The sequence below is a fragment of the Achromobacter sp. MFA1 R4 genome (genome assembly GCF_900156745.1).
GTDB lineage: Bacteria > Pseudomonadota > Gammaproteobacteria > Burkholderiales > Burkholderiaceae_B > Achromobacter.
This window is the reverse complement of the sequence record NZ_LT707065.1, coordinates 5,541,901-5,565,939: the sequence shown is the minus strand read 5'-3', so window position 1 is coordinate 5,565,939 and position 24,039 is coordinate 5,541,901. Positions and strand designations below refer to the sequence as shown.

The 24,039-nt window shown below is 69.0% G+C and carries 22 protein-coding genes; 11 read left to right on the top strand and 11 right to left on the bottom strand.

Annotated elements, in window-relative coordinates; all coding sequences use genetic code 11:
- Positions 1-2 precede the first annotated feature (2 nt).
- Together BXA00_RS25465 and BXA00_RS25460 are read right to left on the bottom strand one after the other, a co-directional pair.
- The gene (locus tag BXA00_RS25465; RefSeq protein WP_076521153.1) at positions 3-1,343 is read right to left on the bottom strand and encodes an MFS transporter; all 1,341 of its coding nucleotides are present in this window, start codon (positions 1,341-1,343) and stop codon (positions 3-5) included.
- An 88-nt stretch (positions 1,344-1,431) separates the two neighbouring features.
- Positions 1,432-3,093, bottom strand: a complete 1,662-nt coding sequence (locus BXA00_RS25460) for a GMC family oxidoreductase (RefSeq protein ID WP_076522121.1) — start codon at positions 3,091-3,093, stop codon at positions 1,432-1,434.
- Between the two features lie 134 nt (positions 3,094-3,227).
- Here BXA00_RS25460 and BXA00_RS25455 point away from each other — a divergent pair, with 134 nt between their 5' ends.
- Positions 3,228-4,100, top strand: coding sequence for an IclR family transcriptional regulator (locus tag BXA00_RS25455; protein ID WP_076521152.1), 873 nt, complete (start codon positions 3,228-3,230; stop codon positions 4,098-4,100).
- Between the two features lie 37 nt (positions 4,101-4,137).
- Here the strand turns inward: BXA00_RS25455 and BXA00_RS25450 are convergent, their stop codons facing one another.
- Positions 4,138-4,566: a VOC family protein gene (locus tag BXA00_RS25450; protein WP_076521151.1), complete on the bottom strand. Its 429-nt coding sequence runs from the start codon at positions 4,564-4,566 to the stop codon at positions 4,138-4,140.
- Between the two features lie 166 nt (positions 4,567-4,732).
- On the opposite strand from BXA00_RS25450, the gene BXA00_RS25445 reads away from it, so the two are divergent.
- The 9 genes from BXA00_RS25445 (at position 4,733) to BXA00_RS25405 (ending at position 12,471) form a co-directional block, all read left to right on the top strand.
- Positions 4,733-5,344, top strand: coding sequence for an LON peptidase substrate-binding domain-containing protein (locus tag BXA00_RS25445; protein WP_076521150.1), 612 nt, complete (start codon positions 4,733-4,735; stop codon positions 5,342-5,344).
- Between the two features lie 27 nt (positions 5,345-5,371).
- Positions 5,372-6,262: a hypothetical protein gene (locus BXA00_RS25440; RefSeq protein ID WP_076522120.1), complete on the top strand. Its 891-nt coding sequence runs from the start codon at positions 5,372-5,374 to the stop codon at positions 6,260-6,262.
- A gap of 180 nt (positions 6,263-6,442) precedes the next feature.
- Positions 6,443-7,123: an RraA family protein gene (locus tag BXA00_RS25435; RefSeq protein ID WP_076521149.1), complete on the top strand. Its 681-nt coding sequence runs from the start codon at positions 6,443-6,445 to the stop codon at positions 7,121-7,123.
- Complete coding sequence (locus BXA00_RS25430) at positions 7,120-8,322, top strand: aminotransferase class I/II-fold pyridoxal phosphate-dependent enzyme (protein WP_076521148.1); 1,203 nt, start codon at positions 7,120-7,122, stop codon at positions 8,320-8,322. The genes BXA00_RS25435 and BXA00_RS25430 overlap by 4 nt, the downstream gene beginning before the upstream one ends.
- A gap of 72 nt (positions 8,323-8,394) precedes the next feature.
- On the top strand, positions 8,395-9,216 hold the full coding sequence (locus BXA00_RS25425) for an ABC transporter substrate-binding protein (RefSeq protein ID WP_076521147.1): 822 nt from the start codon (positions 8,395-8,397) through the stop codon (positions 9,214-9,216).
- 134 nt (positions 9,217-9,350) lie between these two features.
- Positions 9,351-10,040, top strand: a complete 690-nt coding sequence (locus BXA00_RS25420; RefSeq protein WP_076521146.1) for an amino acid ABC transporter permease — start codon at positions 9,351-9,353, stop codon at positions 10,038-10,040.
- Positions 10,033-10,722 carry an amino acid ABC transporter permease gene (locus BXA00_RS25415; protein WP_076522118.1) on the top strand — a complete coding sequence of 230 codons (690 nt, stop codon included), beginning with the start codon at positions 10,033-10,035 and terminating at the stop codon, positions 10,720-10,722. Before BXA00_RS25420 ends, BXA00_RS25415 begins: the two co-directional genes overlap by 8 nt.
- An 11-nt stretch (positions 10,723-10,733) precedes the next feature.
- The gene (locus BXA00_RS25410) at positions 10,734-11,468 is read left to right on the top strand and encodes an amino acid ABC transporter ATP-binding protein (protein WP_076521145.1); all 735 of its coding nucleotides are present in this window, start codon (positions 10,734-10,736) and stop codon (positions 11,466-11,468) included.
- 67 nt (positions 11,469-11,535) lie between these two features.
- Positions 11,536-12,471 carry a LysR family transcriptional regulator gene (locus BXA00_RS25405; protein ID WP_076522119.1) on the top strand — a complete coding sequence of 312 codons (936 nt, stop codon included), beginning with the start codon at positions 11,536-11,538 and terminating at the stop codon, positions 12,469-12,471.
- On the opposite strand, the gene BXA00_RS25400 is transcribed toward BXA00_RS25405, so the two are convergent.
- The 4 genes from BXA00_RS25400 to imuA all read right to left on the bottom strand — a co-directional run bounded on the left by BXA00_RS25400 (position 12,468) and on the right by imuA (position 18,333).
- Positions 12,468-12,845, bottom strand: coding sequence for an I78 family peptidase inhibitor (locus tag BXA00_RS25400; RefSeq protein ID WP_076521144.1), 378 nt, complete (start codon positions 12,843-12,845; stop codon positions 12,468-12,470). The two genes, BXA00_RS25405 and BXA00_RS25400, sit on opposite strands and share 4 nt — an antisense overlap.
- A 143-nt stretch (positions 12,846-12,988) precedes the next feature.
- Positions 12,989-16,228: an error-prone DNA polymerase gene (locus BXA00_RS25395; protein ID WP_076521143.1), complete on the bottom strand. Its 3,240-nt coding sequence runs from the start codon at positions 16,226-16,228 to the stop codon at positions 12,989-12,991.
- A gap of 1 nt (position 16,229) precedes the next feature.
- Positions 16,230-17,699, bottom strand: a complete 1,470-nt coding sequence (locus tag BXA00_RS25390; protein WP_076521142.1) for a DNA polymerase Y family protein — start codon at positions 17,697-17,699, stop codon at positions 16,230-16,232.
- A complete protein-coding gene (gene imuA, locus BXA00_RS25385; protein ID WP_076521141.1) occupies positions 17,629-18,333 on the bottom strand; it encodes a translesion DNA synthesis-associated protein ImuA in 705 nt (234 codons plus the stop codon). The genes BXA00_RS25390 and imuA overlap by 71 nt, the downstream gene beginning before the upstream one ends.
- Before the next feature lie 289 nt (positions 18,334-18,622).
- Between imuA and ypfH the strand changes: the two genes are divergently transcribed.
- Complete coding sequence (ypfH, locus tag BXA00_RS25380) at positions 18,623-19,327, top strand: esterase (protein WP_076521140.1); 705 nt, start codon at positions 18,623-18,625, stop codon at positions 19,325-19,327.
- A 44-nt stretch (positions 19,328-19,371) separates the two neighbouring features.
- Here the strand turns inward: ypfH and BXA00_RS25375 are convergent, their stop codons facing one another.
- From BXA00_RS25375 to BXA00_RS25360, 4 genes are all read right to left on the bottom strand, one after another.
- Positions 19,372-20,793 (bottom strand): efflux transporter outer membrane subunit, encoded by a 1,422-nt coding sequence (locus BXA00_RS25375; RefSeq protein WP_076521139.1) that lies wholly within the window; start codon positions 20,791-20,793, stop codon positions 19,372-19,374.
- 66 nt (positions 20,794-20,859) lie between these two features.
- Positions 20,860-21,774 carry an HlyD family secretion protein gene (locus BXA00_RS25370; protein WP_076521138.1) on the bottom strand — a complete coding sequence of 305 codons (915 nt, stop codon included), beginning with the start codon at positions 21,772-21,774 and terminating at the stop codon, positions 20,860-20,862.
- Positions 21,771-21,989 (bottom strand): DUF1656 domain-containing protein, encoded by a 219-nt coding sequence (locus BXA00_RS25365; protein ID WP_076521137.1) that lies wholly within the window; start codon positions 21,987-21,989, stop codon positions 21,771-21,773. The genes BXA00_RS25370 and BXA00_RS25365 overlap by 4 nt, the downstream gene beginning before the upstream one ends.
- Positions 21,986-24,037 (bottom strand): FUSC family protein, encoded by a 2,052-nt coding sequence (locus BXA00_RS25360; protein ID WP_076521136.1) that lies wholly within the window; start codon positions 24,035-24,037, stop codon positions 21,986-21,988. The genes BXA00_RS25365 and BXA00_RS25360 overlap by 4 nt, the downstream gene beginning before the upstream one ends.
- Between the last annotated feature and the right edge of the window lie 2 nt (positions 24,038-24,039).

Sequence of the window (24,039 nt, the reverse complement as noted above, 5' to 3'; positions counted from 1 at the left end):
GGCTACGCCTTGCGCAGGCCGGCCGCCTGCATGGACGGCTGGTTGGCGCCGTCCAGCTCGGCCGGCTGCCTGCCGCGGCCGATCAGCCAGGCGCACACCGCCGACACCACGCCCGCGAACATCACGTACAGGCAGATCAGCCAGGGCTGGCCACCGCCTGTCTTGAGCAGCGCCGTGGCGATGATGGGCGTGATCCCGGAGGCGAAGATGCCGGAGAACTGATAGACGAAGGAAATGCCGGTGTAGCGCACCTTGGCGTCGAACAGCTCGCAGAACAGCGCGGCCTCCGGCCCGTAGACGGCGGCGTACAGGATGCCGAACGGGATGATGATGGCCAGCCAGATCAGCATCACGTTGCCGCCGCTGTTGATCATCATCCAGAACCCCGGGAAGGACGCGGCCGCGGTGATGAGCGATCCCCAGAAATACACGCGGGTGCGCCCGATGCGGTCGGACAGCCGGCCAAAGAACGGGATGAAAAAGCACATGACCAGCGCCGCGGCCATCACCCCGATCAGCGCCTCGGTTCGCGTGATCTGCACGGTCTGCGTCAGGAACGAGATCGAGAACACGCCGAACACGTTGAAGAACACGCCGTCGATGTAGCGCGCGCCCATGCCCTTGACCACGTTGCCCGGATAGCGCCGCATCATGTCCATGAAGGGGATGCGGCTCTCGGCGTTCTGCGCCTTGACCGCCGAGAACTCCGGCGTTTCCTTGATGTTCAGCCGGATGTACATGCCCACGGCCACCATGACGGCCGACACCAGGAACGCGACGCGCCAGCCCCAGGCCATGAACTGCTCGTCGGTCAGCAAGACGGACAGCAGCGCCACGGTGCCGGAGGCCAGGCACAGCCCGATGGCCAGGCCGATCTGCGGCAGCGACGCGTAGAAGCCTTTCTTGTCGGGCGGGGCGTATTCATACGCCATGAGCACCGCGCCGCCCCATTCGCCGCCCAGGCCGATGCCCTGGAACACGCGCAGCAGGAGCAGAAGAATGGGCGCCCAGACGCCGATGGTCTCGTAGGTGGGCACCAGGCCGATCAGGAAAGTGGCCACGCCCATGATCATCAGCGTCATCACCAGCATGCTCTTTCTGCCGATGCGGTCGCCGAAATGGCCGAAGATCAGCCCGCCCAATGGCCGCGTCACGAAGCCGACGGCAAAGGTCGTATAGGCCAGCATGGTGGAAACCAGCGGGTCGCCCGCCGGAAAGTACAGCTTGTTGAATACGATGCCGGCGACGACGCCATACAGGAAAAAGTCGTACCACTCGATGGTGGCGCCGATCAGCGAGGCGGTGACGACTTTGCGCACCGCCGCTTCGTTTTGCTTGGCCATGTCTAGTCTCCTTTGGTGGGTCGGCCGGGCACTCTGCGTTGCCGCGGACCGGGTCTGTCTGCGATATGCGATATGCGATATGCGATTCCTATCCTGGGTCCGTCATTGCCACGCGGGCCGGCGCGCGCACGGCCTGCGCACGCGCCTGCCGCACGTCCTGCAGCATGAAATCCGCCGCGCGCTCGGCCAGCATCACGACGGGCGCGTTGGTGTTGCCCGAGACCAGCGTGGGCATGATCGAGCAATCCACCACGCGCAGCGCCGACACCCCGTGCACGCGCAGCCGCGCGTCGACCACGGCCATGGGATCGCTGCGCGGGCCCATCTTGGCCGTGCCCGACGGATGGAAGATGGTGGCGCCGTATTCGCGGCAGAAGTGCAGGATCTCGTCGTCGGAACGCACGTGCGCGCCGGGGCGGAACTCGCGTTTCATCAGGCCGGCCAGCGGCTCGGTCGCGGCGACCTGGCGCGCATAGCGCACGGCGGCGACGGCCATGCGGCGGTCCAGCTCCGTCGACAGGTAGTTGGGCTGCATCGACGGCGCCTCGAACGGATCCGCGCTGCGCAGGCGCACGCGTCCGCGCGAGGTCGGGCGAAGCTGGCATACGGAATAGGTGCAGCCCGAGAACGGATGCACCTTGCCGCCGGCCATGTCGGCCGACAGCGTCGCGAAATGGAACTGGGTGTCGGGCGTGCGGCTGGCCGGATCGACCCGGCAGAACAGGCCGCCCTGGTTGATGCCCACGGCCAGCGGGCCGCTGCGCAGCAGCAGCCATTGCAGCCCCATGCGCAGGCGTCCGGTCAGCGTGCGCAACTGGTCATTGGTGGTGATGGGCCGGGTGGTCTCGTAGATCAGGCGGATCTGCAGGTGGTCCTGCAGGTTTTCGCCCACGCCGGGCAGGTCGCGCACCACGCCGATGCCGAATTCGCGCAGCAGGCTGGCCGGGCCCACGCCCGATAGCTGCAGCAATTGCGGCGATTGCAGCGCCCCGGCGCACAGCACCACCTCCCGCCGCGCGCGCAGGGTGCGCACCTGGCCGCCCTGGCGGTAGCGCACGCCGCAGGCGCGCGTGCCTTCGAACAGCACGGCCATGGCGTGCGCGTCGGTCTCGATGCGCAGGTTGGGCCGGTCCTGCGCCGGACGCAGGTAGGCCACGGCGGTGGAACAGCGGCGGCCGCGGCGCGTGGTGAGCTGGTAGTAGCCCACGCCCTCCTGGTCGCCGGTATTGAAGTCGCGCAGGTGCGGGATGCCCAGTTTCCCGGCGGCGCCGATCAGCGCTTCGACCAGCGGGTGGGGCGACTTGATGGACGTGGCATTCAGCGGGCCTTGCGTGCCGCGGGTGGGGCCGGGGCCCAGGTCGTTGTTTTCGAGCTTGCGGAACCAGGGCAGGCAGTCGTCCCAGCTCCAGCCTGGATTGCCGGCGTCGGCCCAGGCGTCGTAGTCGCCCTGCTGGCCGCGGATGTAGATGAGGCCATTGATGGCGCTGGAGCCGCCCAGCGTGCGTCCGCGCGGCCAGTAGATGCGGCGGCCCAGCATGTTCGGATCGGGGTCGGTGTAGAAGCCCCAGTTCACGACCTTGTGGAACATCGTCTTGCCGTAGCCGATGGGGATATGAATCCACGGATAGGTATCCCGGGGGCCGGCTTCCAGCAGGCAGACGGCATGCGCGCCGTCCGCGCTCAACCGGTTCGCCATCACGCATCCGGCCGAGCCGGCGCCCACCACGATGTAATCGACGGTATCGGACATTTCCACGCGGTCTCCCTTATATTTGTCCGGCAGGGCCGCGGTCCGCGCTACGCCATGCGGACCGGGCGGGCATCTGAGGCGATTCTAGGAAGCGCGCGCACAGAACAAAGCACAACACGCGCAGGGGCGGAGAAATGGAACAGAACATGCAGCTTCGGTTTCAAAATCGCAGTGCAGCATCGGACCAGGCGGCCGATGGCCGCGCCGACGACGCGGGCGGGCAGCAGGAGGCCGCGCGGTCGTTGCGGGCGCTGCTGGTGCTGGATCACCTGGCCCGCGCCCAGCATCCGCCCACGCTGGCGCAGTTGGCCCAGCGGCTGGACATGCCCAAGACCACGCTGATGCGGCTGCTCGCCGCCATGCAGCGCGCCGGCTACGTGGCGGCCACGCCCACCGAAAACGGTTTCGTGCCCGGACCGCAGGCCACCTCGCTCGCGCTTGCCACCTTGCGCGCCTGCGCCTTCACGCGCGCCTGCCGCGCGGTGCTGACCAAGCTGGTGGGCACGCTGGGCGAGACCTGCAACCTCACCGCGCCGGACGGCGACCGGGTCGTCTATATGGAACGCGTCGAGACGTCGGAGCCGCTGCGCCTGTTTTTCGCGGTGGGCAGCCACGTGCCCATGCATTGCACCGCGAGCGGCAAGCTGTTCCTGGCGTCGATGAACCGGCTGGAGCGCAGCCGCGTGCTGGCGCGGCTGCCGCTCACGCGCAATACGCCGCGCACGCTGACCGATCCGGCCCGCCTGGAAGCGGAACTGGAGCGCCTGGCCGCGCGCGGCATCGGCATCGACAACGAGGAATTCGTGCGCGGCATGAGCGCGGTGGCGGTGCCGGTGCGCGACGGCGAAGACCGCGTGGTCGCGGCGGTGGCCTGCCATGCGCCCACGGCGCGGGTCATGCTGGACGATCTGCTGCGCGCGGTGCCGGTGCTCCAGGGCGCGGCGCAGGCGCTGCACGAGGTGCTGGCGGCGCACCGGCCGGGCGGCCAGGGCGCAGCGCGGCCCTGAGGGCCGGGCCGGCCGCCCGGGCTGGCCGCCCGCGCCCTCAGTGGCTCAGGCGTCCGCCGCTCACCATCCAGCGGGTGCCGTAACGGTCGATCAGGGCGCCGTAGGCTTCCGCCCAGAACGTCTTTTGCAGGGGCAGGGTGACGCTGCCGCCCTCGGCCAACTGGTCGAACACGCGGTGCGCGTCGGACACCGTGGGATAGGCCAGCGCCAGCGCCACGCCCTGCTTGCCCGGATACGGGTGCCCGGCGGTGGCGTCGCTGGCCAGCAGCGTCTGCTCGTCCAGCGTCAGCCGCGCATACATGACGCGCGCGGCGTCCTCGTCGGACAGCACGGGCATGGCGGCGTCCGCGGGCGCATCCGCATAGCGGACGAGGGCGTCCAGGCGGCCGCCGAGCACACGTTCATAAAAGCGCATGGCCTCGGCGCAATTGCCGTCGAAACTGAGGTAGGCGGATAGCTGGGGCATGATGTCTCCGTGCGGGATGGGGGCCGGTGCGCGCGCCTGGCCAAGGCGAGCCGCGAAACGGGCCTATGATGGGAGTCTGCCGCGAAACGGTGGCGGCGTAACGTGTTTTTTCACCTGCAGGTGCCCGTGGAAGATGTCTTCCACGTGACATGAACTGGAGGCGGCCATGTCGCTGATTCCCTTGTTTCCGCTATCCAATCCGCTGTTTCCGGGCGGCGTCGTCCATCTGCGCATCTTCGAGGTGCGCTATCTGGACATGATCCGCCGCAGCATCGCGCAGGGCGCCGAGTTCGGCATCGTGGGGCTGCTGGCGGGCAGCGAGGTGCGCTCTCCGGAAGGCGTGGAGACGCTGTCTCCAGTGGGCACCATGGCGCGCGTGGATACCTGGGAAGCGCCCATGCCGGCCCTGCTGGAAATCCGCTGCATGGGCACCACGCGCTTTCGGCTGCGGTCCAGCGAGGTGGCAAAATACGGGCTTTGGATGGGCGAGACCGAGCCCATTCCCGATGACCCGCCCACCCCCGTGCCGGCGGCCATGCAGGGCAGCGCCGATGCGCTGGGCCGGCTGGTGGCCCAGTGGCAGCAGGAAGGCGTGCCCGCCCGGAAGATGCCGCTGGCGCCGCCGTTCCGGCTGGACGATTGCGGCTGGGTGGCGAACCGCTGGTGCGAACTGCTGCCGCTGCCGCCGGACGACAAGGCCACGCTGCTGGGGCTGACCGACCCGGTCGCGCGCCTGGCGGCGATCCAGGACGTGCTGCGCGGGCAGGGGCTGGCGTAGGGCGGGGCCGTACACGATTTGGACACCATGGATATCAGGATAGATGAAGGCCTGCGCGCCTATATAGACCCGCTGACCGAAGACGAGCACGCCGCGCTGGAGCGCAGCCTGCTGGCCGAAGGCTGCCGCGACGCCCTCGTCCTGTGGGGCGACCTGCTGATCGACGGCCACAACCGCTATGCGCTGTGCATGAAGCACGGCATCCCGTTCCGCACGACGCAGAACACGCACTTCAAGTCCATGGACGACGTGCATCTGTGGATGATCGAAAACCACCTGGGCCGGCGCAGCGTGTCGGACTTCCAGCGCGGCGTGCTGGCGTTGCGCAAAAAGGAAATCCTGCAGGCGCGGACCGCCGCCGAGCAAGCGCCGGTCGAGGGGGCGCCGCAGGACGGACCGCCCGATGACGGCTCTCCGCCCTGGGATGAGGACGCTCCGGCGCAGGAAGGGGCCGCGCCCCGCATGCCGGCCAACACGAACTGGAAGCCGGCCGTGCCCAGCCGCCAGGCGCTGGCGCGCGCCGCCCGCATCAGCAGTAATACGCTGGGCCAGATCGAGAAAATCCAGAAGAGCGCGGCGCCCGAATTGGTGCGCGCCGTGAAAGCGGGCGCGATTTCCATCAACGCCGCGGCGGCGGTGGCGTCGCTGCCCGCCGAACGCCAGGCCGCGGCCGTGGCCGGCGGGCGCAAGGAACTGCAGCAGGCCGCCAGGGAAGTGCGCCAGGCCAAGGCGCCGGCGCCGCGCGAGGCGCCGCCCGAGGTGCCGATTGAAAGCATCGAGGACATGCCCGCCGAAATTGCGCGGCTGCGGCAGTTGCTGGCCAGGCTGACCGACGAGCGCGACCAGTTGAAGAAGAAGGTCATGCATCTGACGGTGGCCTTGTCCGAGGCGCGCAGCGCGGCCGGCGGGGACGATTGACGGCGTTGTCCAAGGCCGTCCGCACCCGGATGCACGAATAAGGGATAACCCTTAAGGCCTGAAATCCACGAAAAAAATTCGTGGATCGATGGGAATTTATATCGTTTTGAGGAAAGGCTTGTGCGGCTTTGTAATGCAGGTTCGCTTTAACGCATCCCGCATTCACACCTGACTTCCCTTATGAATCCCATCGGATATCGCATACTTTCCCGGCCTGGGCCGGCCGTCGCCGCCGACGTGCTGGCCGGCTTCGCCAGCATCGGCTCGGCCCAGATCAGCGACTGCATGAACCGCCTGTATGGCGTGTCGGGCCTGCGGCCGCTGCATGGCGGCACGCGCCGCACGGTCGGCCTGGCGCTCACCGTCAAGACCCGTCCGGGCGATAACCTGATGATCCACAAGGCGATTTCGCTGGGCGGCGCGGGCGACGTGATCGTCGTGGACGGCGCGGGCGACACCAGCAATGCGCTCGTCGGCGAACTGATGATGATGGACGCGCAGTCGCGCGGCATCGAAGGCTTTGTGATCGACGGCGCCGTGCGCGACGCGGACGTGTTCGCGCAGGGCGAGTTCGGCTGCTTTGCGCGCGCCGTGTCGCACAAGGGTCCCTACAAGGACGGCCCCGGCGAGATCAACGTGCCCGTGTCGGTGGGCGGCCAGGTGGTCCAGCCCGGCGACGTGATCGTGGGCGACGCCGATGGCGTGGTGGTGATCCCGGCCGAACATGCCAGCGCGGTGCTGGCCCTGGCCCTGAAGAAGGAAGCCGACGAAGCCGTGGCCAAGGAAAAGCTGCGCGCCGGCACGTACACCAAGCCGTGGCTGGAAAAGACCCTGGCCGAAAAGACGGGGGCGGCCCAATGAGCATCGTCGCCGACCGCATCAAGCGCATCAAGCTGTCGCCCAGCGTAGCCGCGCGCGCCATCATTGCCGAACTGCGCGAGCAGGGCCGCCGCATCATCGACCTGACCATCGGCGAGCCGGATTTCTCCACGCCCGAACACATTCGCCAGGCGGCCACCGCCGCCATGAACCGCGGCGAGACCAAGTATCCGCCGGCGCAGGGCACGGTCGCCCTGCGCAAGGCCGCGGCCGCCCATCTGCGGGAAGCCACCGGCGTGGAATATCCGGCCGCGCGCGTCATCGTCAGCACGGGCGCCAAGCAGGTGATCTTCAACGGCCTGGCCGCCACGCTGAACGACGGCGACGAAGTCCTGATCCCGGCGCCGTTCTGGGTGTCGTATCCGGACATGGTGCTGGTCAACGGCGGCGTGCCCGTTGCCGTGGAAACGTCGCCCGCCACGGACTACAAGGTGACGCCGCAAGCGCTGGAACGCGCCATCACGCCGCGCACCAAGTGGCTCATGATGAATGCGCCCAGCAATCCCACCGGATCGGTCTACAGCGCGGACGAGCTGCGCGGCCTGGCCGAGGTCCTTCAGCGCCATCCGCACGTCTGGCTGATGACCGACGACATCTACGCGCGCCTGAACTTCACGGGCGAGCCGACGGTGCACCCGTTGCAGGTGGCGCCGGACCTGGCCGCGCGCACGCTGGTGGTCAACGGCGTGTCCAAGGCCTATGCCATGACCGGCTGGCGCATCGGCTATGGCGCCGGTCCGGACGAACTCATCAAGGCGATGGCGATCCTGCAATCGCAAAGCACGTCGGGCGCCTCGTCGGTCAGCCAGGCGGCCGCGCTGGAAGCCCTGACCGGCCCGCAGGACTGCGTTGTCGAGTTTGCCAAGGTGTTCCGCGAACGCCGCGACCTGGCGATCGCCGAACTGTCCGGCGCGCCGGGCCTGGACATCGTCGTGCCGCAGGGCGCCTTCTATGTCTTTCCGGACTGCTCGGGCCTGTTGGGCAAGAAGACGCCGGCCGGCGATGTGATCGCCACCGATACCGATTTCACGCACTACCTGCTGCGCGAAGCCGGTGTGGCCGTCATCGACGGCCACGCCTACGGCGCGCCGGGCACGTTCCGGCTGTCGTTCGCCGCATCGCTGGACGATATCCGCCAGGGATGCGCCGCCATCCGCGAGGCCTGCGCCAGGCTGGCCTGACGCCCGCCGGAGCGATTCATTCAGCGCCACATCCAGTCTGTTCACCACACAACCATTCAAGGGGAATCAACAATGAAGCGTCACACTCTATTTGCCGCCTGCCTCGGCTTGGCCTCGCTGGGCATGGCCGGACTTGCCCATGCCGACCAGGTGGACGACATCAAGGCGCGCGGCGAGCTGATCTGCGGCACGCTGGGCACCTCGCAGCCGTTCAGCTTCCAGGATGGCGCGACGCGCCAGCTCGTGGGCTACGACGTGGACGTCTGCAAGCTCGTCGCCGACAAGCTGGGCGTCAAGATCAACTACAAGCTGCTGTCCGTGGCGGCGCGCGTGCCTGAACTGAACGAAGGGCGCGTCGACATCCTGGCGGCCAACCTGGGCTATTCGCCCGACCGCGCCCAGCAGATCGCCTTCAGCCACGCCTATTACGTCAGCCCGCAAAAGCTGCTGGTGCGCAAGGATTCGGGCCTGGATTCGATCGAAGCCCTGAACGGCCGCCGCATCGGCGCGACCAAGGGCTCCAGCTCCGAGCGCGAAATCAAGCGCATCCTCGACAAGTCGCAGGTCATCGGCTATGGCGACAGCTCGGCCACCTACCTGGCCCTGCAGCAGAAGAAGGTGGACGCGCAGTTCGCCTCCGAGCTGGTGCTGGTGCGCCTGGTGCTGCAAAGCCCGCCGACGGCGCCGGTCAGCGTGATCCCGAAGGCGGTGTTCGACGAGCCCTGGGGCCTGGGCGTGCGCAAGTCCGAACCGCGCTTCCTGCAAACGGTGAACCAGGCGCTGGATGAGGCCGAGGCCTCGGGCGCGGCCGGCAAGCTGTTCGACAAGTGGTTCGGCCCGGAAACGCCCTACAAGCTGGAACGCAGCTTCAAGATCGGCCCGATCGCCGGCTGAGGGCGCGGACCGCAGCGCTGTCTTTCGCCAGGCCCCGTCACGGCTTCCCGCGTCTTGCAAGGCAACGCCAGGCAACGCGCGGGGAGCCGTGACGCTTGGCGTCGAGTGCCCGATCGCAGGAGATTGATAGTTTTATGAGCTTTCTAGACGCTTCCCAATACCAGCTACTGCTCAGCGGCATGGCCGTCACCGTGCAGCTTTTCCTGGTCGCCTGGGTCATGGCGTTTTCCATCGCGGTGACGCTGGTCGTGGTGCGCGCCACCAACCTGGCCCCGTGCCGCTGGCTGGTCGACGCCTATGTCGAATACCACCGCAACGTGCCGCTGCTGGTGCAGGTGCTGTTCTGGTATTTCGGCATGCCCGAGCTGCTGCCGGAAGGCTTTCGCATGTGGCTGTACGCGCACAACGCCGAGATGTCGCTGGCGGCGATCGCGCTGGCGCTGGGTTCGGCCGCCTACATCGCCGAAGACATCCGCAGCGGGCTGCGCGCCATTCCGGGCACCCAGTTCGAGGCCGCGCGGGCGCTGGGCGCAAGCTATCTGCAATGCATGCGCTTCGTGATCGTGCCGCAAGCGGTGCGCATCTCGATTCCGCCGCTGGTCGGCCGCGCGCTGCTGCTGTTCAAGAACACCAGCGTGGCCATGGCGATCGGGGTGATGGAGCTGACCTACCAGGCGCGGGAAATCGAAAACGAGACCTACCGCACCTTCGCCACCTTCGGCGCGGCGACGATCATGTACCTGCTGGGATCGTTCCTGATCATGGCATTGGGATCGCGCCTCTACGCCCGTTATCGTCTGAACCGCGGAGGCCATGGTGCTTGATCTCCTGATGCAATACTGGCCCACGCTGCTCGTGGGCCAATACCCGAACGGCCCGCTGGGCGGACTGGCGCTGACGCTGATTCTGGCGGCCCTGGGCCTGGCCATGTCGCTGCCGCTGGCGCTTTTGATCGCGCTGGCCCGGGTCAGCCCCTACGGCTGGCTGCGCACGGCGAGCAAGGCGCTCGTCAATGTGGTGCGCGGGATGCCGCTGCTGATGCTGATCTTCTGGGCGTATTTCGTCGTGCCCAAGCTCACCGGCCAGGTGGTCAGCGGCTTCTGGACGCTGATCTTCGCGCTGGTGGTCTATGAAAGCGCCTATCTGTCCGAGGTGATCCGCTCCGGCATCGAGGCGGTGCCGCGCGGTCAGATCGAGGCCTCGCGCTCGCTGGGCGTGGGCTATTGGACGACGATGCGCAAGGTGGTGCTGCCGCAGGCGCTCTTTAACGTGCTGCCCAGCATGACCAGCCAGTTCGTCTCCACCATCAAGGAAACCTCGCTGGGCTATGTCATCAGCGTCAACGAACTGACCTTTGCCGCCAATCAGGTCAACAACCTGGTGCTGACCCAGCCGCTGCAGGTGTTCGGCATCCTGGCCATCATCTACTTCGTGGTGTGCTTCAGCCTGAGCCGCGGCGTGAGCTGGCTGGACCTGCGCATCCGCCGCTCGCGCGCCATGGCCTAAAGGAACAAAACATGATCAAACTCGAGAAAGTCAACAAGTGGTACGGCGAGCATCATGTGCTCAAGGATGTGGACCTGGCGGTGGCGCGGGGCGAGGTCGTGGTGGTGTGCGGCCCGTCGGGGTCGGGCAAGTCCACCATGATCCGCACCGTCAACCGGCTGGAGCCCATCGAGAAGGGCCGCATCCTGATCGATGGCGCCGATATCTACGAGAAGGGCGCCAACCTGAACGCGCTGCGCCAGAAGATCGGCTTCGTGTTCCAGCAGTTCAACCTGTTCCCGCACATGAGCGTGCTGGAGAACGTGATCTTTGCGCCCGTCAACATCCGCAAGCAGCCGCGCAAGCAGGCGGTGGAACTGGCGCGCGGCCTGCTCGACCGCGTGGGGCTGGCGCACAAGATCGACGCCTATCCGGGATCGCTGTCGGGCGGCCAGCAGCAGCGCGTGGCGATCGCGCGGGCGCTGGCCCTGCAGCCGCCGGTGATGCTGTTCGATGAGCCGACCAGCGCGCTGGACCCGGAGATGGTGGGCGAGGTGCTGCAGGTGATGAAGGGCCTGGCCAAGGACGGCATGACGATGGTGTGCGTGACCCACGAAATGGGCTTCGCGCGCGACGTGTGCGATCGCGTGGTGTTCATGGACGCGGGCGAGATCCTGGAAGTGGACACGCCCGAGCGCTTCTTCAGCGCCCCGGCGCATCCGCGCGCCCAGCGTTTCCTGGCGGACATCCTGCATCCGCGCGGCTGAACTCCCGGGGCCGCGCGGCCGCGAGGATAATGTGAGGGTTTCCATGCGCTTTTCTTCGTCCGCGGCGATGTACACCCTCAAACAGCTAGAGGCTTTCTACTGGAGTTCCGAACTGGGCAGCTTCAGCGCGTCGTCGCGCAAGCTGCACACCACCCAATCGGCCGTGGCCAAGCGGGTGGGGGAACTGGAGGCCTTTGCCGGCTCGCCCTTGTTCGAGCGGCGGGCCAAGAAGCTGCTCATGACGCCGCAGGGCCGCAAGCTGTTCGAGCTGGCGGGCCAGATGCTGGAACTGAACAGCCGCATCGTCCAGAACATGGCCGATCCGGCCAGCTTCGAGGGCGTGGTGCGGCTGGGCGTGACGGAACTGGTCGGCATGACCTGGCTGGCGGGGCTGATCAAGCAGATCAGCCAGCGCTACCCGCGCGTGCAGCTGATGCCCGAGATCGACGGCGGCATCACGCTGTACGAGCGGCTGGAAAAGGACGAGCTGGACCTGGCGATCATGCCGGGGCCGTTCTGGGGCTACCAGTACGATTGCACCCACCTGGGCGCGGTCACCAATGTCTGGATGGCCAGTCCGGCGCTGGATATCGATGTCTCGGCGAACCTGACGCCGCAGGACCTGGCGCCCTATCCGGTGATTTCCCAACCCACGAATTCCGCGCTCTCGCACCTGTATGACGCCTGGTTCGCGGAGCAGGGGATGCCGGTCAAGCGCGTGCTGACGTGCAACAGCCTGGGAATGATGGCCCAGCTGACGATGCTGGGCCTGGGCATCAGCTACCTGCCGGGCGCGTATTTCGCGCCCTTGGTGGCGCGCGGGGCGCTGTGCCGGCTGAATGTGCAGCCGGACCTGCCGACCATCAATTACTACGCGGTCCATAAGAAGAACATCGTCAACCCGGTGGTCTCCCGGGTGATCGACATCGCGCGCGAAGAGTGCGCGTTCGAAGTGGCGGGGGCGTTCCTGCCCCATGTGCCGCCCGCCGCCGGAGTGGCCTAGCCGCAGCGGATCGCGGTCATGACGTCCTTGTCGTCCACGATGAGGTTCAGGCGGGTGTTGTTGTATTCCATCGTGACCACCTGGCCCGGGCGCAGCATGCGCGCGGTGGTGCTGCCGCTGCGCGTGCGCAGGTCTTCCATGACGGACGGCGTGGCCTTCTGGCCGATCTGCGACTGCAGCGGGCCCGCGTCGCAGGTCTTGCCGCTGGTGCTGCCGGGCATGGCCGACGACGAACCGTAGGAAGTCCCGGCGCCGACGCTCGAGGACGCATCCGAGGAGCTGGAGGCCGGCGCGCTGGACGTGCGCGAGCCGCCGGTATTGGCGCACGCGGCCAGGCTGGCAACCAGCAGGAAGGGGATCAGCTTGCGGATCATGTAGGACTCCTTACAACGAGCGGACAAAAAGCCATGATAGACCAGCGGCGAGGCGCTGTGCTTAGGGCGCGCCGGGCGCGTGCACGCCCTGCAACGGTCCGCGGCGGGCCGGGGGCCCCGAAAAGGGGCCAGGTCGGAAAACCTCAGTGAAAGTTGCGGCTGTGCGCCGCCAGTCCGCCCAGCAGGTCGGACATGTCCACCAGCCGCTGCGCGATCAGGTGGCGCACGCCGTCGACGCTCTGCCAGGCGCCGAACACGCCCAAGAGCGTAGCGCCCAGGAGTTCACGGCGCTGGCGTTCGATCAGGTCGGGGCGCACCACCACGTTGACGGGGCCCGTCTCGTCTTCGAGCGTCACGAAGATGACGCCCTTGGAGGTCTGGGGGCGCTGGCGCACCGTGACGATGCCGCAGGCGCGCGCGACGCGCTTGTTGGGGTAGCCGTTCAGCACCGAGGCCGGCTGGAAATTGCGCGCGGCCAGTTGGGGGCGCAGCAGCGCCACGGGATGGCTGTGCAGCGTCAGGCCCACGCTGCGGTAATCGGCGGCCACGGTCTGGCTTTCGGTCGGGGCGGACAGTTGCGGGGCCTGGGCGTCCACGATTTCGGCATCGCGCAGCAGGTCGCGGCTTTGCACGCTGGCGGCGGCCTCCCAACTGGCCTGGCGCCGGTGGCCCGCCAGCGTGCGCAGGGCGTCGCCAGCGGCCAGCGCGTTCAGGTCGTGGCGGTTGAGTCCGGCGCGCCGGGCCAGGTCGGCCGTGTTGGCAAAGGGCGCGTCGGCCCGGGCGGCCTCGATGCGGCGGACGGCGTCCTCGCGCATGCCCTGGATCAGGCCCAGGCCCAGCCGCACGGCGGGGCGGGGCGGCTCGGCCGGCGGCGCGTGGGCGTGCGCGCGGCGCGCGGCGCCCGGATGGCCGGGAGGCGGTTCTTCCAGCGCGGCGTCCCAGCCGCTGACGGTGACGTCGGCGGGCAGGATGCAGACCCCGTGGCGCCGGGCGTCCTGCACCAGTTGCGCGGGCGCGTAAAAGCCCATGGGCTGGGAATTGAGCAGGGCCGCGAGGAAGGCTTCCGGTTCGTGGCGCTTGAGCCAGGAACTGGCGTAGGCCAGCAGGGCGAAGCTGGCGGCATGGCTTTCCGGAAAACCGTATTCGCCGAACCCCTCCACCTGCCGGAACAGGGCCTCGGCGAACTCCAGCGTGTAGCCGTGCGCCAGCAGCCCGCCCACCAGCTTGACGCGGAACTTGTCCACGCCGCCCTTGCGCCGCCACGCGGCCATGGACCGGCGCAACTGGTCGGCCTCGCCGGGCGAGAAGCCGGCCGCCACCACCGCGATCTGCATCACCTGTTCCTGGAAGATGGGCACGCCCATGGTCCGGCTGAGCACGCCGCGCACCCTTTCGCTGGGGTAGGTTTCGGGCTCTTTCTTCTGGCGGCGCCGCAGGTAGGGGTGGACCATCCCGCCCTGGATCGGTCCAGGGCGCACGATGGCCACCTGCACCACCAGGTCGTAGTATTCGCGCGGACGCAGGCGCGGCAGCATGGTCATCTGGGCGCGCGACTCGATCTGGAACACGCCGATGGTGTCGGCATCGCAGATCATGTCGTAGGTGGGCGCGTCGCCTTCGGGGATGTCCTGCAGGGTCAGCGGCCGGCCCCGGCGCTGGCTGGCCAGTTCCAGCGTGCGGCGCAAGGCCGACAGCATGCCCAGCGCCAGCACGTCCACCTTCAGCAGCTTCAGGGCGTCCAGGTCGTCCTTGTCCCACTGCACGACGCTGCGGTCCTGCATGGCGGCGTTCTCGATGGGCACCAGGCGCGAGAGCTTGCCGCGCGAGATCACGAAACCGCCCGGATGCTGCGACAGGTGGCGCGGAAAGCCCATCATGGTCTGCGCCAGCGACGCCCACTGGCGAGCCACCCGGGATTCGGGGTCCAGGCCGCAGGCGCCCAGCGTGCGCAGCATTTCTTTTTTGCCGTCCCACCACTGGTGAGCGCGGGCCACGGCATCGATGACGCCCGGGTCCACCCCCAGCGCGCGCCCGGTATCGCGCAGCACGCTGCGCGGCCGGTACGAGATGACCACGGCGGTCAGGGCGGCGCGTTCGCGGCCATACTTGCCGTAGATGTACTGGATGACTTCTTCGCGCCGCTGGTGCTCGAAGTCCACGTCGATGTCGGGCGGTTCGTTGCGCTCTTTGCTGATGAAGCGTTCGAACAGGTTGTTGCCGCGCTGCGGGTCCACCGCGGTGATTCCCAGGCAATAGCACACGGCGGAGTTGGCGGCCGAGCCCCGGCCCTGGCACAGGATGCCGATGCTGCGGGCGTGCTGGACGATGTCGTAGACCGTCAGGAAGTAGGCTTCGTAGCCCAGGTCGGCGATCAGCTCCAGCTCTTTTTCGATCTGCGCGGCCACGTTGTCCGGCACGCCCGCCGGAAAGCGCCGGCGGGCGCCGGCCAGCGCCTCCTGGCGCAGGTAGCTGGCCGGCGTATGGCCGGGCGGCACGATCTCGTCGGGATATTCGTAGCGCAGCTCGTCCAGCGAAAACGTGCAGCGGCGCGCCACGGCCAGGGTCTGCGCCAGGGCGTCGGGCGGGTACAGGCTGGCCAGCCGCATGCGGCTGCGCAGGTGTTGTTCGGCATTGCCGGACAGTTCGTAGCCGCATTGCGACACCTGCCGGCGGGTGCGGATGCCGGTCAGCGTATCGTGCAGCGGCTTGCGCGAGCGGATATGCATCTGGACCTGCCCGACCGCTACCACGGGCAGTTGCGACGCCTGGGCCGCGTGTTCGACGGCGGCGCGGTGCAGGTCGTCGCGCGACTGGTGCAACAGGGTCAGTCCCACCCAGGCGCGGCCGGGGAAAAGGCGCGCCAGCCAGCTCGCCTGCTCGGCCATGCGGTCGGCGTCGGTGCCGTAGGCGGGCGTCAGGATGGCCAGGCATTCCGGCAGGCTGCGTAGATGCGCGTAGCCGCCGGGCGGATCGGCGAGGTCTTGCGGGGAGAGCCGGTACTCGCCCTTGGGCGCCCGGGTGCGGGCCAGCGTGATGAGTTCGGAGAGGTTGCCGTAGCCTTCGCGCGTCTGCGCCAGCAGGGTCAGGCCCAGCGGCGCGGCATCGGGCGCGGCGCGCAACTGGAAGGTGGCGCCGACGATCAGGGGCAGCTTCAGGGTCTTGGCCTCGGTGTGGGCGCGCACCACGCCCGCCAGCGAGCATTCGTCGGTCAGGGCCAGCGCGGCGTAGCCGAGTTCGGCGGCGCGCGCGGCCAGTTCCTCGGGGTGCGAGGCGCCCTGCAGGAAGGAAAAATTGGACTGGCATTGCAGCTCGGCATAGCCGGGCAAGCCGGCCAGGGTGTCAGCCGGGTCCAGCGGATCGGGGGCGTCGTCGTCGTCGCGCATGTCAGGCGTACAGTCCGTGCAGGAACCAGCGGGCGTCCTCGGCATCGCGCTCGCGGTAGATCCAGTAGCGCGCGCCGGCCGCGTCTTCGGCGACGAAGTAATCGCGCACGGTCAGGACCGGATCCCACCAGCCGCTTTCGATGCGTTCGGGACCGCGCATCAGCCGCAGCGCCTGCCCGCCGTATTGGGGCCGATGGCCGGACAGCTTCAGGGGCTGCGGGGTTTCCAGCAGCCAGAAGGGACGTTCGAGCAGGGGCGGCAGCGGGTCGGGGCGCTGGGGCGCGGCCAGCGCGTCGCCCCAGGCATTGGCGGTCTCGGGGCGGTGGTCGGCGACGGGCCGGGCGTGGCGCACCCGGTCGCGGCCCAGGCGCGCCACCAGCAGGTCCAGGAGCCGCGCGTGGTCGGCGGCGGTGCCGCCCGGCTCGGGAAACAGGGTGGTGCTGGCGGCGGGCTGCTCGACCGTGTCGGGCGCCTGCAGCGTGACGGCGATGACGGGAGCTTCCAGCGTGAAGTGGTTCAGTTTTTCGCGCAGCAGCGGCAGGAGCTGCCGCGCCTGCCAGACGGGCTGCGCGAGGGCCAGTTCCAGTTCGGTGGGCGGCCGGGCGTGGCGGCCGCGTTCGTGGTCCATGCTGAGCACCACGCGCTGGACGGCCAACTGCCGGGCGGCCAGCCAGCCGCCCAATTGTTCGGCCAGGCGGCCCGCGACGGCCAGCACCGCGTCGGTGTGCTCCATATAGTCCATGAGTTCGATGCGCCGCGAAAACCGATGCGGCGGTTCGATCCAGCGGTGGAGTTCGGGCACCTGGCCGTAGGCGGCGTCCAGGGCCTGCAGCAGGTCGGGCGCGCTGCGCCGCTGCAGGCCCGCGCGCGGCAGGGCGCGCAGGTGTGCCAGCGTGTGGCAGCCGATGTCGTCCAGCCAGTGCCGGCGGTCGTGCGCCTGGGGCAGCAGCGACAGGGGCAGGGCATCGAGCCGCCGCGCCAGGGTGGACAGCTTCAGCGTGCGCCGGGGGACGCCCCGGCCGGCACGCCGCGCCAGCAGCCAGGCGCCCGTGGCGGTGGGGGCCATGCCCAGGGTCATGCGCAGGTCCAGCGCGCGCAGCGTCGCGGCCACCCGCCGTGCCAGTGCGCGCGGCCCGCGGAAGAACATCAGGCTGGCGCCCACGTTCAGCAGCACGGTGTCGCCGTCGGCCAGCGCGATTTCAGGGGTGTACTGCAGCAAGGCCAGCGCCGCGCCCTGCAGGGCCTCGGCTTCGGCCTGCGCATTGCGCGGCAGCAGTTCCACGCCGGGGGCGATGGCCGCCGCGCCCGCGCGGCGCATGCCGGGCGTCACGCCGGCCTGGCGGGCGGCGGGTGTCAGGGCGGCGACCCGTTCCTGGTCCAGAACGGCGAACGCCTCCTGTTCATGCGGCCAGTGCGGGCGTATGACGTCCAGCGGCAGGCAGCGCAGGCAGGCGGCGATCCAGAGGCGCATGGCGGGGAGTGGAAGGGGTAAGGGCGCCGGGCTCCAGGCCCACGTACAGCGGGGTGTCGCAGACAGGCCCCCGGCGCTTGAGGATGTGCACGGACAAGCCGCCCGGCGCAGGCGCCAGCGCCAGCCGCAGGGCGGCGGGCGTGGCGTTCTGCGCGGCGCGGGACGGGCGCACGGCGATGAACAGCAGGTCGCTGGCCTGGGCGGCCAGGTGCAGGCGGCGCAGGGATTCGGGGCGCACATGGGGCAGCCAGCAGATCAGCGCGCCGCAACTGCCGTTTTTCAGGATCTGTTCGGTGGCCCACAGGGCGTCGACCGGCTTTTCAGGCGCCACCCAGAGCAATTGCCGGGGATCCAGCCGCCAGCTCATCCAGCTGGCGATGTGGGGAACATGCGGCGGCTGCACCAGGGCAATGGGACGGCGTGTTTCCAGCTGGGCAAGGGCGGGACGCAGCAGGCGGATTTCTCCGATGCCGGGGTGCGGGGTCAGCAGTTCGACGAGCGATCCCAGCGGCCAGCCGCCGTCGGGCAGTTCGGCCGAGAGCGCCGCATGCCCGGTAGGCAGGGTGCGTGCGGCGCCCTGGGCCAACTGCGTGGCGCGCCACAGCGCGGGATGGATACGTTCGGGGGACTGCATGGCGGGGACGCCTGGTGGTAAATGACTGTATGAATATACAGTATTGTACCGGCTTTGGCGCCGGGGACCGGGCTGGGGGGCCAGACTTAGACCCGCCGGACGTATCGCCATGTGCTGCGCCGCGGGCCACGAACGGGCCGGTGCCCAGGGCTCGTCCCGGCGCTATCATGGCCAGGTGACGCGCCGGGCGGCGCGCAGCAAACCCGGGCAGGCTCCCAGGCGGCGCGCCTTTTACAATGCGGCAATCGGGGCGCCGTTTGACGTCCCCAAGCCAGTACGGAGCGGTTTCATGGCGTCTTCCAGTTCTATCGAATTTCTTCCCGATCCGGGCGTCGACGTGCGCCAGCTCTTCATTCTGCTGCACGGCGTGGGCGGGTCACCCGACAACCTGGCGCCTCTCGCCCAGGCGCTGCGCGCCGCCTTCCCGAGCGCGGCCGTGCTGATCCCCGAAGGCTTCGAACCGTTCGACGGCGGCGGCGCCGGCCGGCAGTGGTTCTCCGTGCGCGGGGTCACCGAGGAAAACCGCGCCGACCGCGTGGCCCAGGCAATGCCGCCCCTGGAAGCCTACGTGCGCGACGCGCAGGCGCGCTTCGGCCTGCTGCAATCCGACACCGCGCTGGCCGGTTTTTCGCAAGGCGCCATCATGGCGCTGGAACTGGTGCAGGCCCACGACGGCATGGCCGGCCGCGTCCTCGCGTTTTCGGGCCGCTACGCGCAACTGCCCAAAACCGCGCCGCAATACACCACCATTCATCTGCTGCACGGCGCCAACGATCCCGTCATGGCCGTGGCCAACGCCCAGGCGGCGCAGGCCCGGCTGGCCGAACTGCACGGCGACTCCACCATCGACATCGCCTCCCAGGTCGGCCATGAACTGCATCCCGCCCTGATCCAGCGCGCCATCGTGCGCCTGCAGACCTGCGTGCCGCTGCGCAGCTGGGAAGCGGCGCTGGGGCTGAACCAGACGCCGCCGGATGGGACGACGGTGCATTGAGCTGACGCGCCTGCATCGTCCGGCCGAAGCGGCCGGAAACGTCCTTACTTCTCCCACCCCCCGCCCAACGCCAGAAACAACGCAATCTGGTCGCTGCTCAGCTCCGCCTGCGACGCCGCCAGCGCGCTTTCGTTGCTGGCCAGCGTGCGTTCGGCGTCCAGTACGGTCAGGTAGTCGGTCTTGCCGTACTGGAACAAGCGCCGAGCCTGCGACGCCGCTTCGGCGCTCTGGTCGCGGGCGGCGCGCAGGGCGGTGTCGCGGTCGAGCTGGCGGGCGTAGACGACCAGCGCGCTCTCGGTTTCGCGCAGGGCGTTCAGCACGGTGGCGTCAAAGCGCGCGGCGGCGGCCTTGGTGTTGGCTTCGGCTTGCGCGATGCGCGCTTGCGCGGCGCCGGTGTTGGGGATGGTCCAGGAAATGAGGGGGCCGACGCTCCAACTGAAGGTGCCGCGGTCGCCGAACAGGGTGGCCGGGCCGCCCGACGCGGCCGACAGGCCCAGTGTGATCTTGGGATAGAGGTCGGCCGTGGCCACGCCGATGCGCGCGGTGGAGGCGGCCAGGGTGCGCTCGGCCTGGCGGATGTCCGGGCGGCGGCGCAGCAGTTCGGCCCCGTCGCCGACCGGGATGGTGTCGGTCAGTTTCGGCGCGGTGGCGCATTGCAGCAGCGCCGGGGAGATCTCGTGCGGCGTCTGGCCGGTCAGCGCGGCCAGGCGGTACAGCGCGGTGCGCTGCTGGGCCTGGAAGGGCGGCAGGTTGGCCTGCAATTGTTCGAGCTGGCTGCGCGCGCGGGTGACGTCCAGCGTGGTGCCGCGGCCGGCGCGCTGCAGGCGGCTGACGGCGTCGAGCGATTCCTTCTGGACCTGCACGGAGTGCTGCGCCGAGGCGAGCTGCATGCCCGCGGCACACAGGTTGGCGTAGGCACGCGCGGTCTCGGCGGCGACGGTGACGCGGGTGGCGTCGTAGGCGGCCTGCGCGGCCTGCGCGTCATCGGTGGAGGCTTCCACGGCGCGGCGGATCTGGCCGAAAAGGTCGAGTTGATACGACACGCTGGCGCCGGTGGAATACGACCAGCGGTTGGGAGGATCGATGCCGGGTTGCAGTTCCTGCAGGCCGGACACGTGACCGAAGGTGGGCGACGCGTTGACGCCGAGGGTGGGCTGCTGCTGGGCGCGGGTCTCCTGCAGCGCGGCCTGGGCGCGCTCGAGATTGGCGCTGGCCACACGCAGGTCGGTGTTGGCGGTCAGGGCCTTTTCCACCAGGCCGTCCAGCATGGGGTCGTTGTACAGGCGCCACCAGTGGCCGGGCACCGCCTCTTGCCGGTACACATCGTCCTGCGCTTCTACGAAGGACGATTGCGCGCTCGGCCGCTGGGACACCGACTCCGGCGGCACCTTGTAGTCGGGGCCCACGGAGGCGCATCCGGCCAGCGCGAGGGCCAGCGTCAGCGGGAGGAGAAGTCTGGTTTTCATGGCAGGTACGGCTTGGCGTCGATAGGAAGTTGAGGGCTTCGAAATGGCGTGCGGCGTGCGCTCGCGTCAGGAGGCGTGGGGCGCGGTGGCTGCGGCCTGGGCGGGGCGGTCGTCGACGGAGACGGTGGCGGTCTGGCCGGCGACCAGGCGCACGCCGTCGGGCACGTCGTCGATCTTCACGCGCACGGGAATCCGCTGCGCCAGGCGGACCCAGTTGAAGGTGGGGTTCACGTTGGGAAGCAGGTTGGCGCCCGTGCTGCGGTCGCGGTCGGCGATGCCCATGGCGATGCTCTCGACGTGGCCGCGGATGTGGCGCGATTCGCCCATCAGGGTCACGGTCACGGGATCGCCTTCGTGGATGCCGGGCAGCTTGGTTTCCTCGAAGTAGCCTTCGACGTAGAAGGAGCCGGCGTCCACCAGCGCCATCACGCCGTGGCCGGCCGTGGCGTAGGAGCCCGCGCGCAGGTCCAGGTTGGTGACGCGGCCGTCGCTGGCGGCGACGACGCGGCTGCGTTCCAGGTTCAACCGCGCGGTGTTCAGTTGCACCTGCGCCTGCGCCAGCGCCGCTTCGGTCTGCTGCACCTTGGTCTGGCTTTGTTCCAGCGTTTCGGCCGCGACGAGCTGTCCGAGCGACCGGTTGCGCTTGGCGTCGCGCAGCGCCTGGTCGTGGGCGACCTGCTGCGAGCGCACGGCGGCCTCGGCCTGGTCGTACGCAAGCTGGAAGCGGGCGCGGTCTATCTCGAACAGCAGGTCGCCGGCCTTCACGTCCTGGTTGTCGTGCACGGGCACGCGGGTGACCAGGCCGGAGACGTCGGGCGCGACCTGCACGACATAGGCCTTGACGCGGCCGTCGCGCGTCCAGGGTTCGACTTCATAGTGGTCCCAGAGCTGCCAGCCGGCGTAAGCGGCGGCGGCGACGACGACGGCCGTGACCGCGAACTTGCCGATGGCAGCAGGACGAAGGGCATTGGGGAGTTTCATACCGGTCTTTGCAGAAAATAGGGGGAAATGAGGGAGACGCCGTACAGCAGCACCACAAAGAGCGCCAGGTCAAAGAGCGCGGGGTGCCACACCAGGCGGTAGAGTCCGGCGCGGGCGAGCACGCGGCGCACCGCCCAGGCCACGCCCAGGGTGATGACGCCCAGCACCAGCAGCCAGGGGAAATAGATGCCGTAGAGATTGAATTCGCCGATCATGATGCTTGGCTCTCCAGCGTGGGATGAGCGGGTTGGTAGTCGGGCGCCTCGGGGAAGAACGCGCGGCGCAGGCCGACCAGCGCCACCACGGCGCGGTCGCGCGCGTGAGGGCCGTGCGGCGTGGCGGCGACGCTGCCCAGCGCGCGGTCGATCTGCGCCAGGAACTCGGGCGTCTTGTCCTGCACGCGCCCCGATGAACGGACCCGGAAAAACTGCGCCAGGCTGTCGAGCACCGGCCCGATCGTGGCGTCGGCCATCGGCAGGTGACGGCGGGCCCGTTGCAGTTCGGTGATGTCGCGCCCCACGCGCAGGTCTTTCAGCGCGTCGGCCGCGACCAGGTCGTCGGGCCGCCTGGCCAGCGCCAGCCGCGGCTGCAAGAGGCCGATGCGGTCCAGCATGCGGGCGGTGTACGTATGGCGTGAAGGCGCGCGCGGCGAGCTGGCCAGCGTCGCCAGCTCTTTCCAGTTGGCGGCCTGGATGCGGCGCGCGCTCCAGTCGGCGCTGACGGTGCGGAAGATGGCGGCGATGATCGCGGCCGTGGCCACGCCCATGCACTGTGCGACCTGCGTGTCGATGAAGGAAACGACATTGGCGGTGTTGGTGTCCTGCAGGGCCATGGTGCCCAGAAAGCCGAACAGCATGGCCATGCCTTTGCCGGTGCTGGCCGGCCGGGCGATGAAGATGCCCAGCACGAAGGCCGTCGGCAGCATGGACAGCGCCAGCATTTCGAACGAGTGGATGGCCGGCATGATGCCCAGCAGATACAGCGCCGACAGCGGGATCGAATACACCGTGTAGGTCAGGAACTGCATGATGCCCGGCACGGGATTGTCCTGCGAGGCGAAGAAGCAGCTGAAGATCGCGGCCATCAGCGCGGCGGTGGCGCCATTGCTCCAGGCCGTGCCGATCCAGAAGGCGCAGCAGACCGAAATGGCCAGGCCCGCGGCCAGCGCGGACAGCAGCGCCAGGCCGTGATCGCGGTGCAGCGCCGAATTGGGGTCGCGGGCCGCGCGCGGGGCCCGCACCGGCGCGCCCGCCAATCCCGCATGGATGTCGCGGCGCAGGGCGAGGCATTCGTCATAGGTGTCAATCAGCTCGCGCAGCCGCGTCATCAGGCTGGCCAGGAGCGCATCGCGCCAGGTCGAGCGGCTGTCGATGCCGGGCGTCAGCCGGGTGACGGCGGCGCGCAGCCGCACCGCGGTCTCGTGCGAGGCCTGCGCGCCGGCGTTGATCCATTCCGAAATGTCGGACAGCAGCGACTGCACCGGCTCGGGCAGGTCCTGGCCGTTGGCCTGCAAGGCGCGCATGCGGTCCTCGACGGCCGACACGGCGGGCGTCAGCGCGGCGATCTGGTCCTGCATGGCGCGCACGGCGCCCGCGGTCCAGCGCAGGTTGCTGGTGTCGAAGGGAACATGGGTGGACAGCAGACGCAATTGCGTGATGTCGTTGGCCAGCACGCGGCGGTCCTTGTCGCGCTGTTCGGCGTTTTTGCCGCTCAAGGTGTCGTGCATCCAGTTGCGCGCGTCGCGCACCGCCTTGTCCAGTTGCAGCGTCAGCGCGGGGGCAAGGCCGCGCGGCAGGATGATGCTGTGGATCAGCGTGGCGCACACGATGCCCAGGCTGATCTCCTCGACGCGCGCAAGCGCCGTGTCGAAGACGAGGGAAGGGTCGGTGACGCTGGGAAAGCCGATCATCGCCGCGGTGTAGCCCGCCAGCATGAACAGGTAGGACCGCGGCGTGCGGTCCAGCACCGACATGTACAGGCAGGCGCCGACCCACAGCACCATCGCCCCGGTCATGACGACCGGCGAATTCGACAGCCGGGGCACCAGGTAGACGGTGGCGGCCGACCCGAAGAAGGTGCCCACCAGGCGATACAGCGCCTTGGACCGCACGGCGCCCGACCAGGGCTGGGCCACGACATAGGCGGTGGTCATGGCCCAGAACGGACGCGGCAAACCGATGCTGTAGGCCAGGTAGAGCGCCATGATGGCGCTCAGGTAGCTCTTGAGCGAGAAGACCGTTTCGCGGACGTTGGGCAGATTCACTT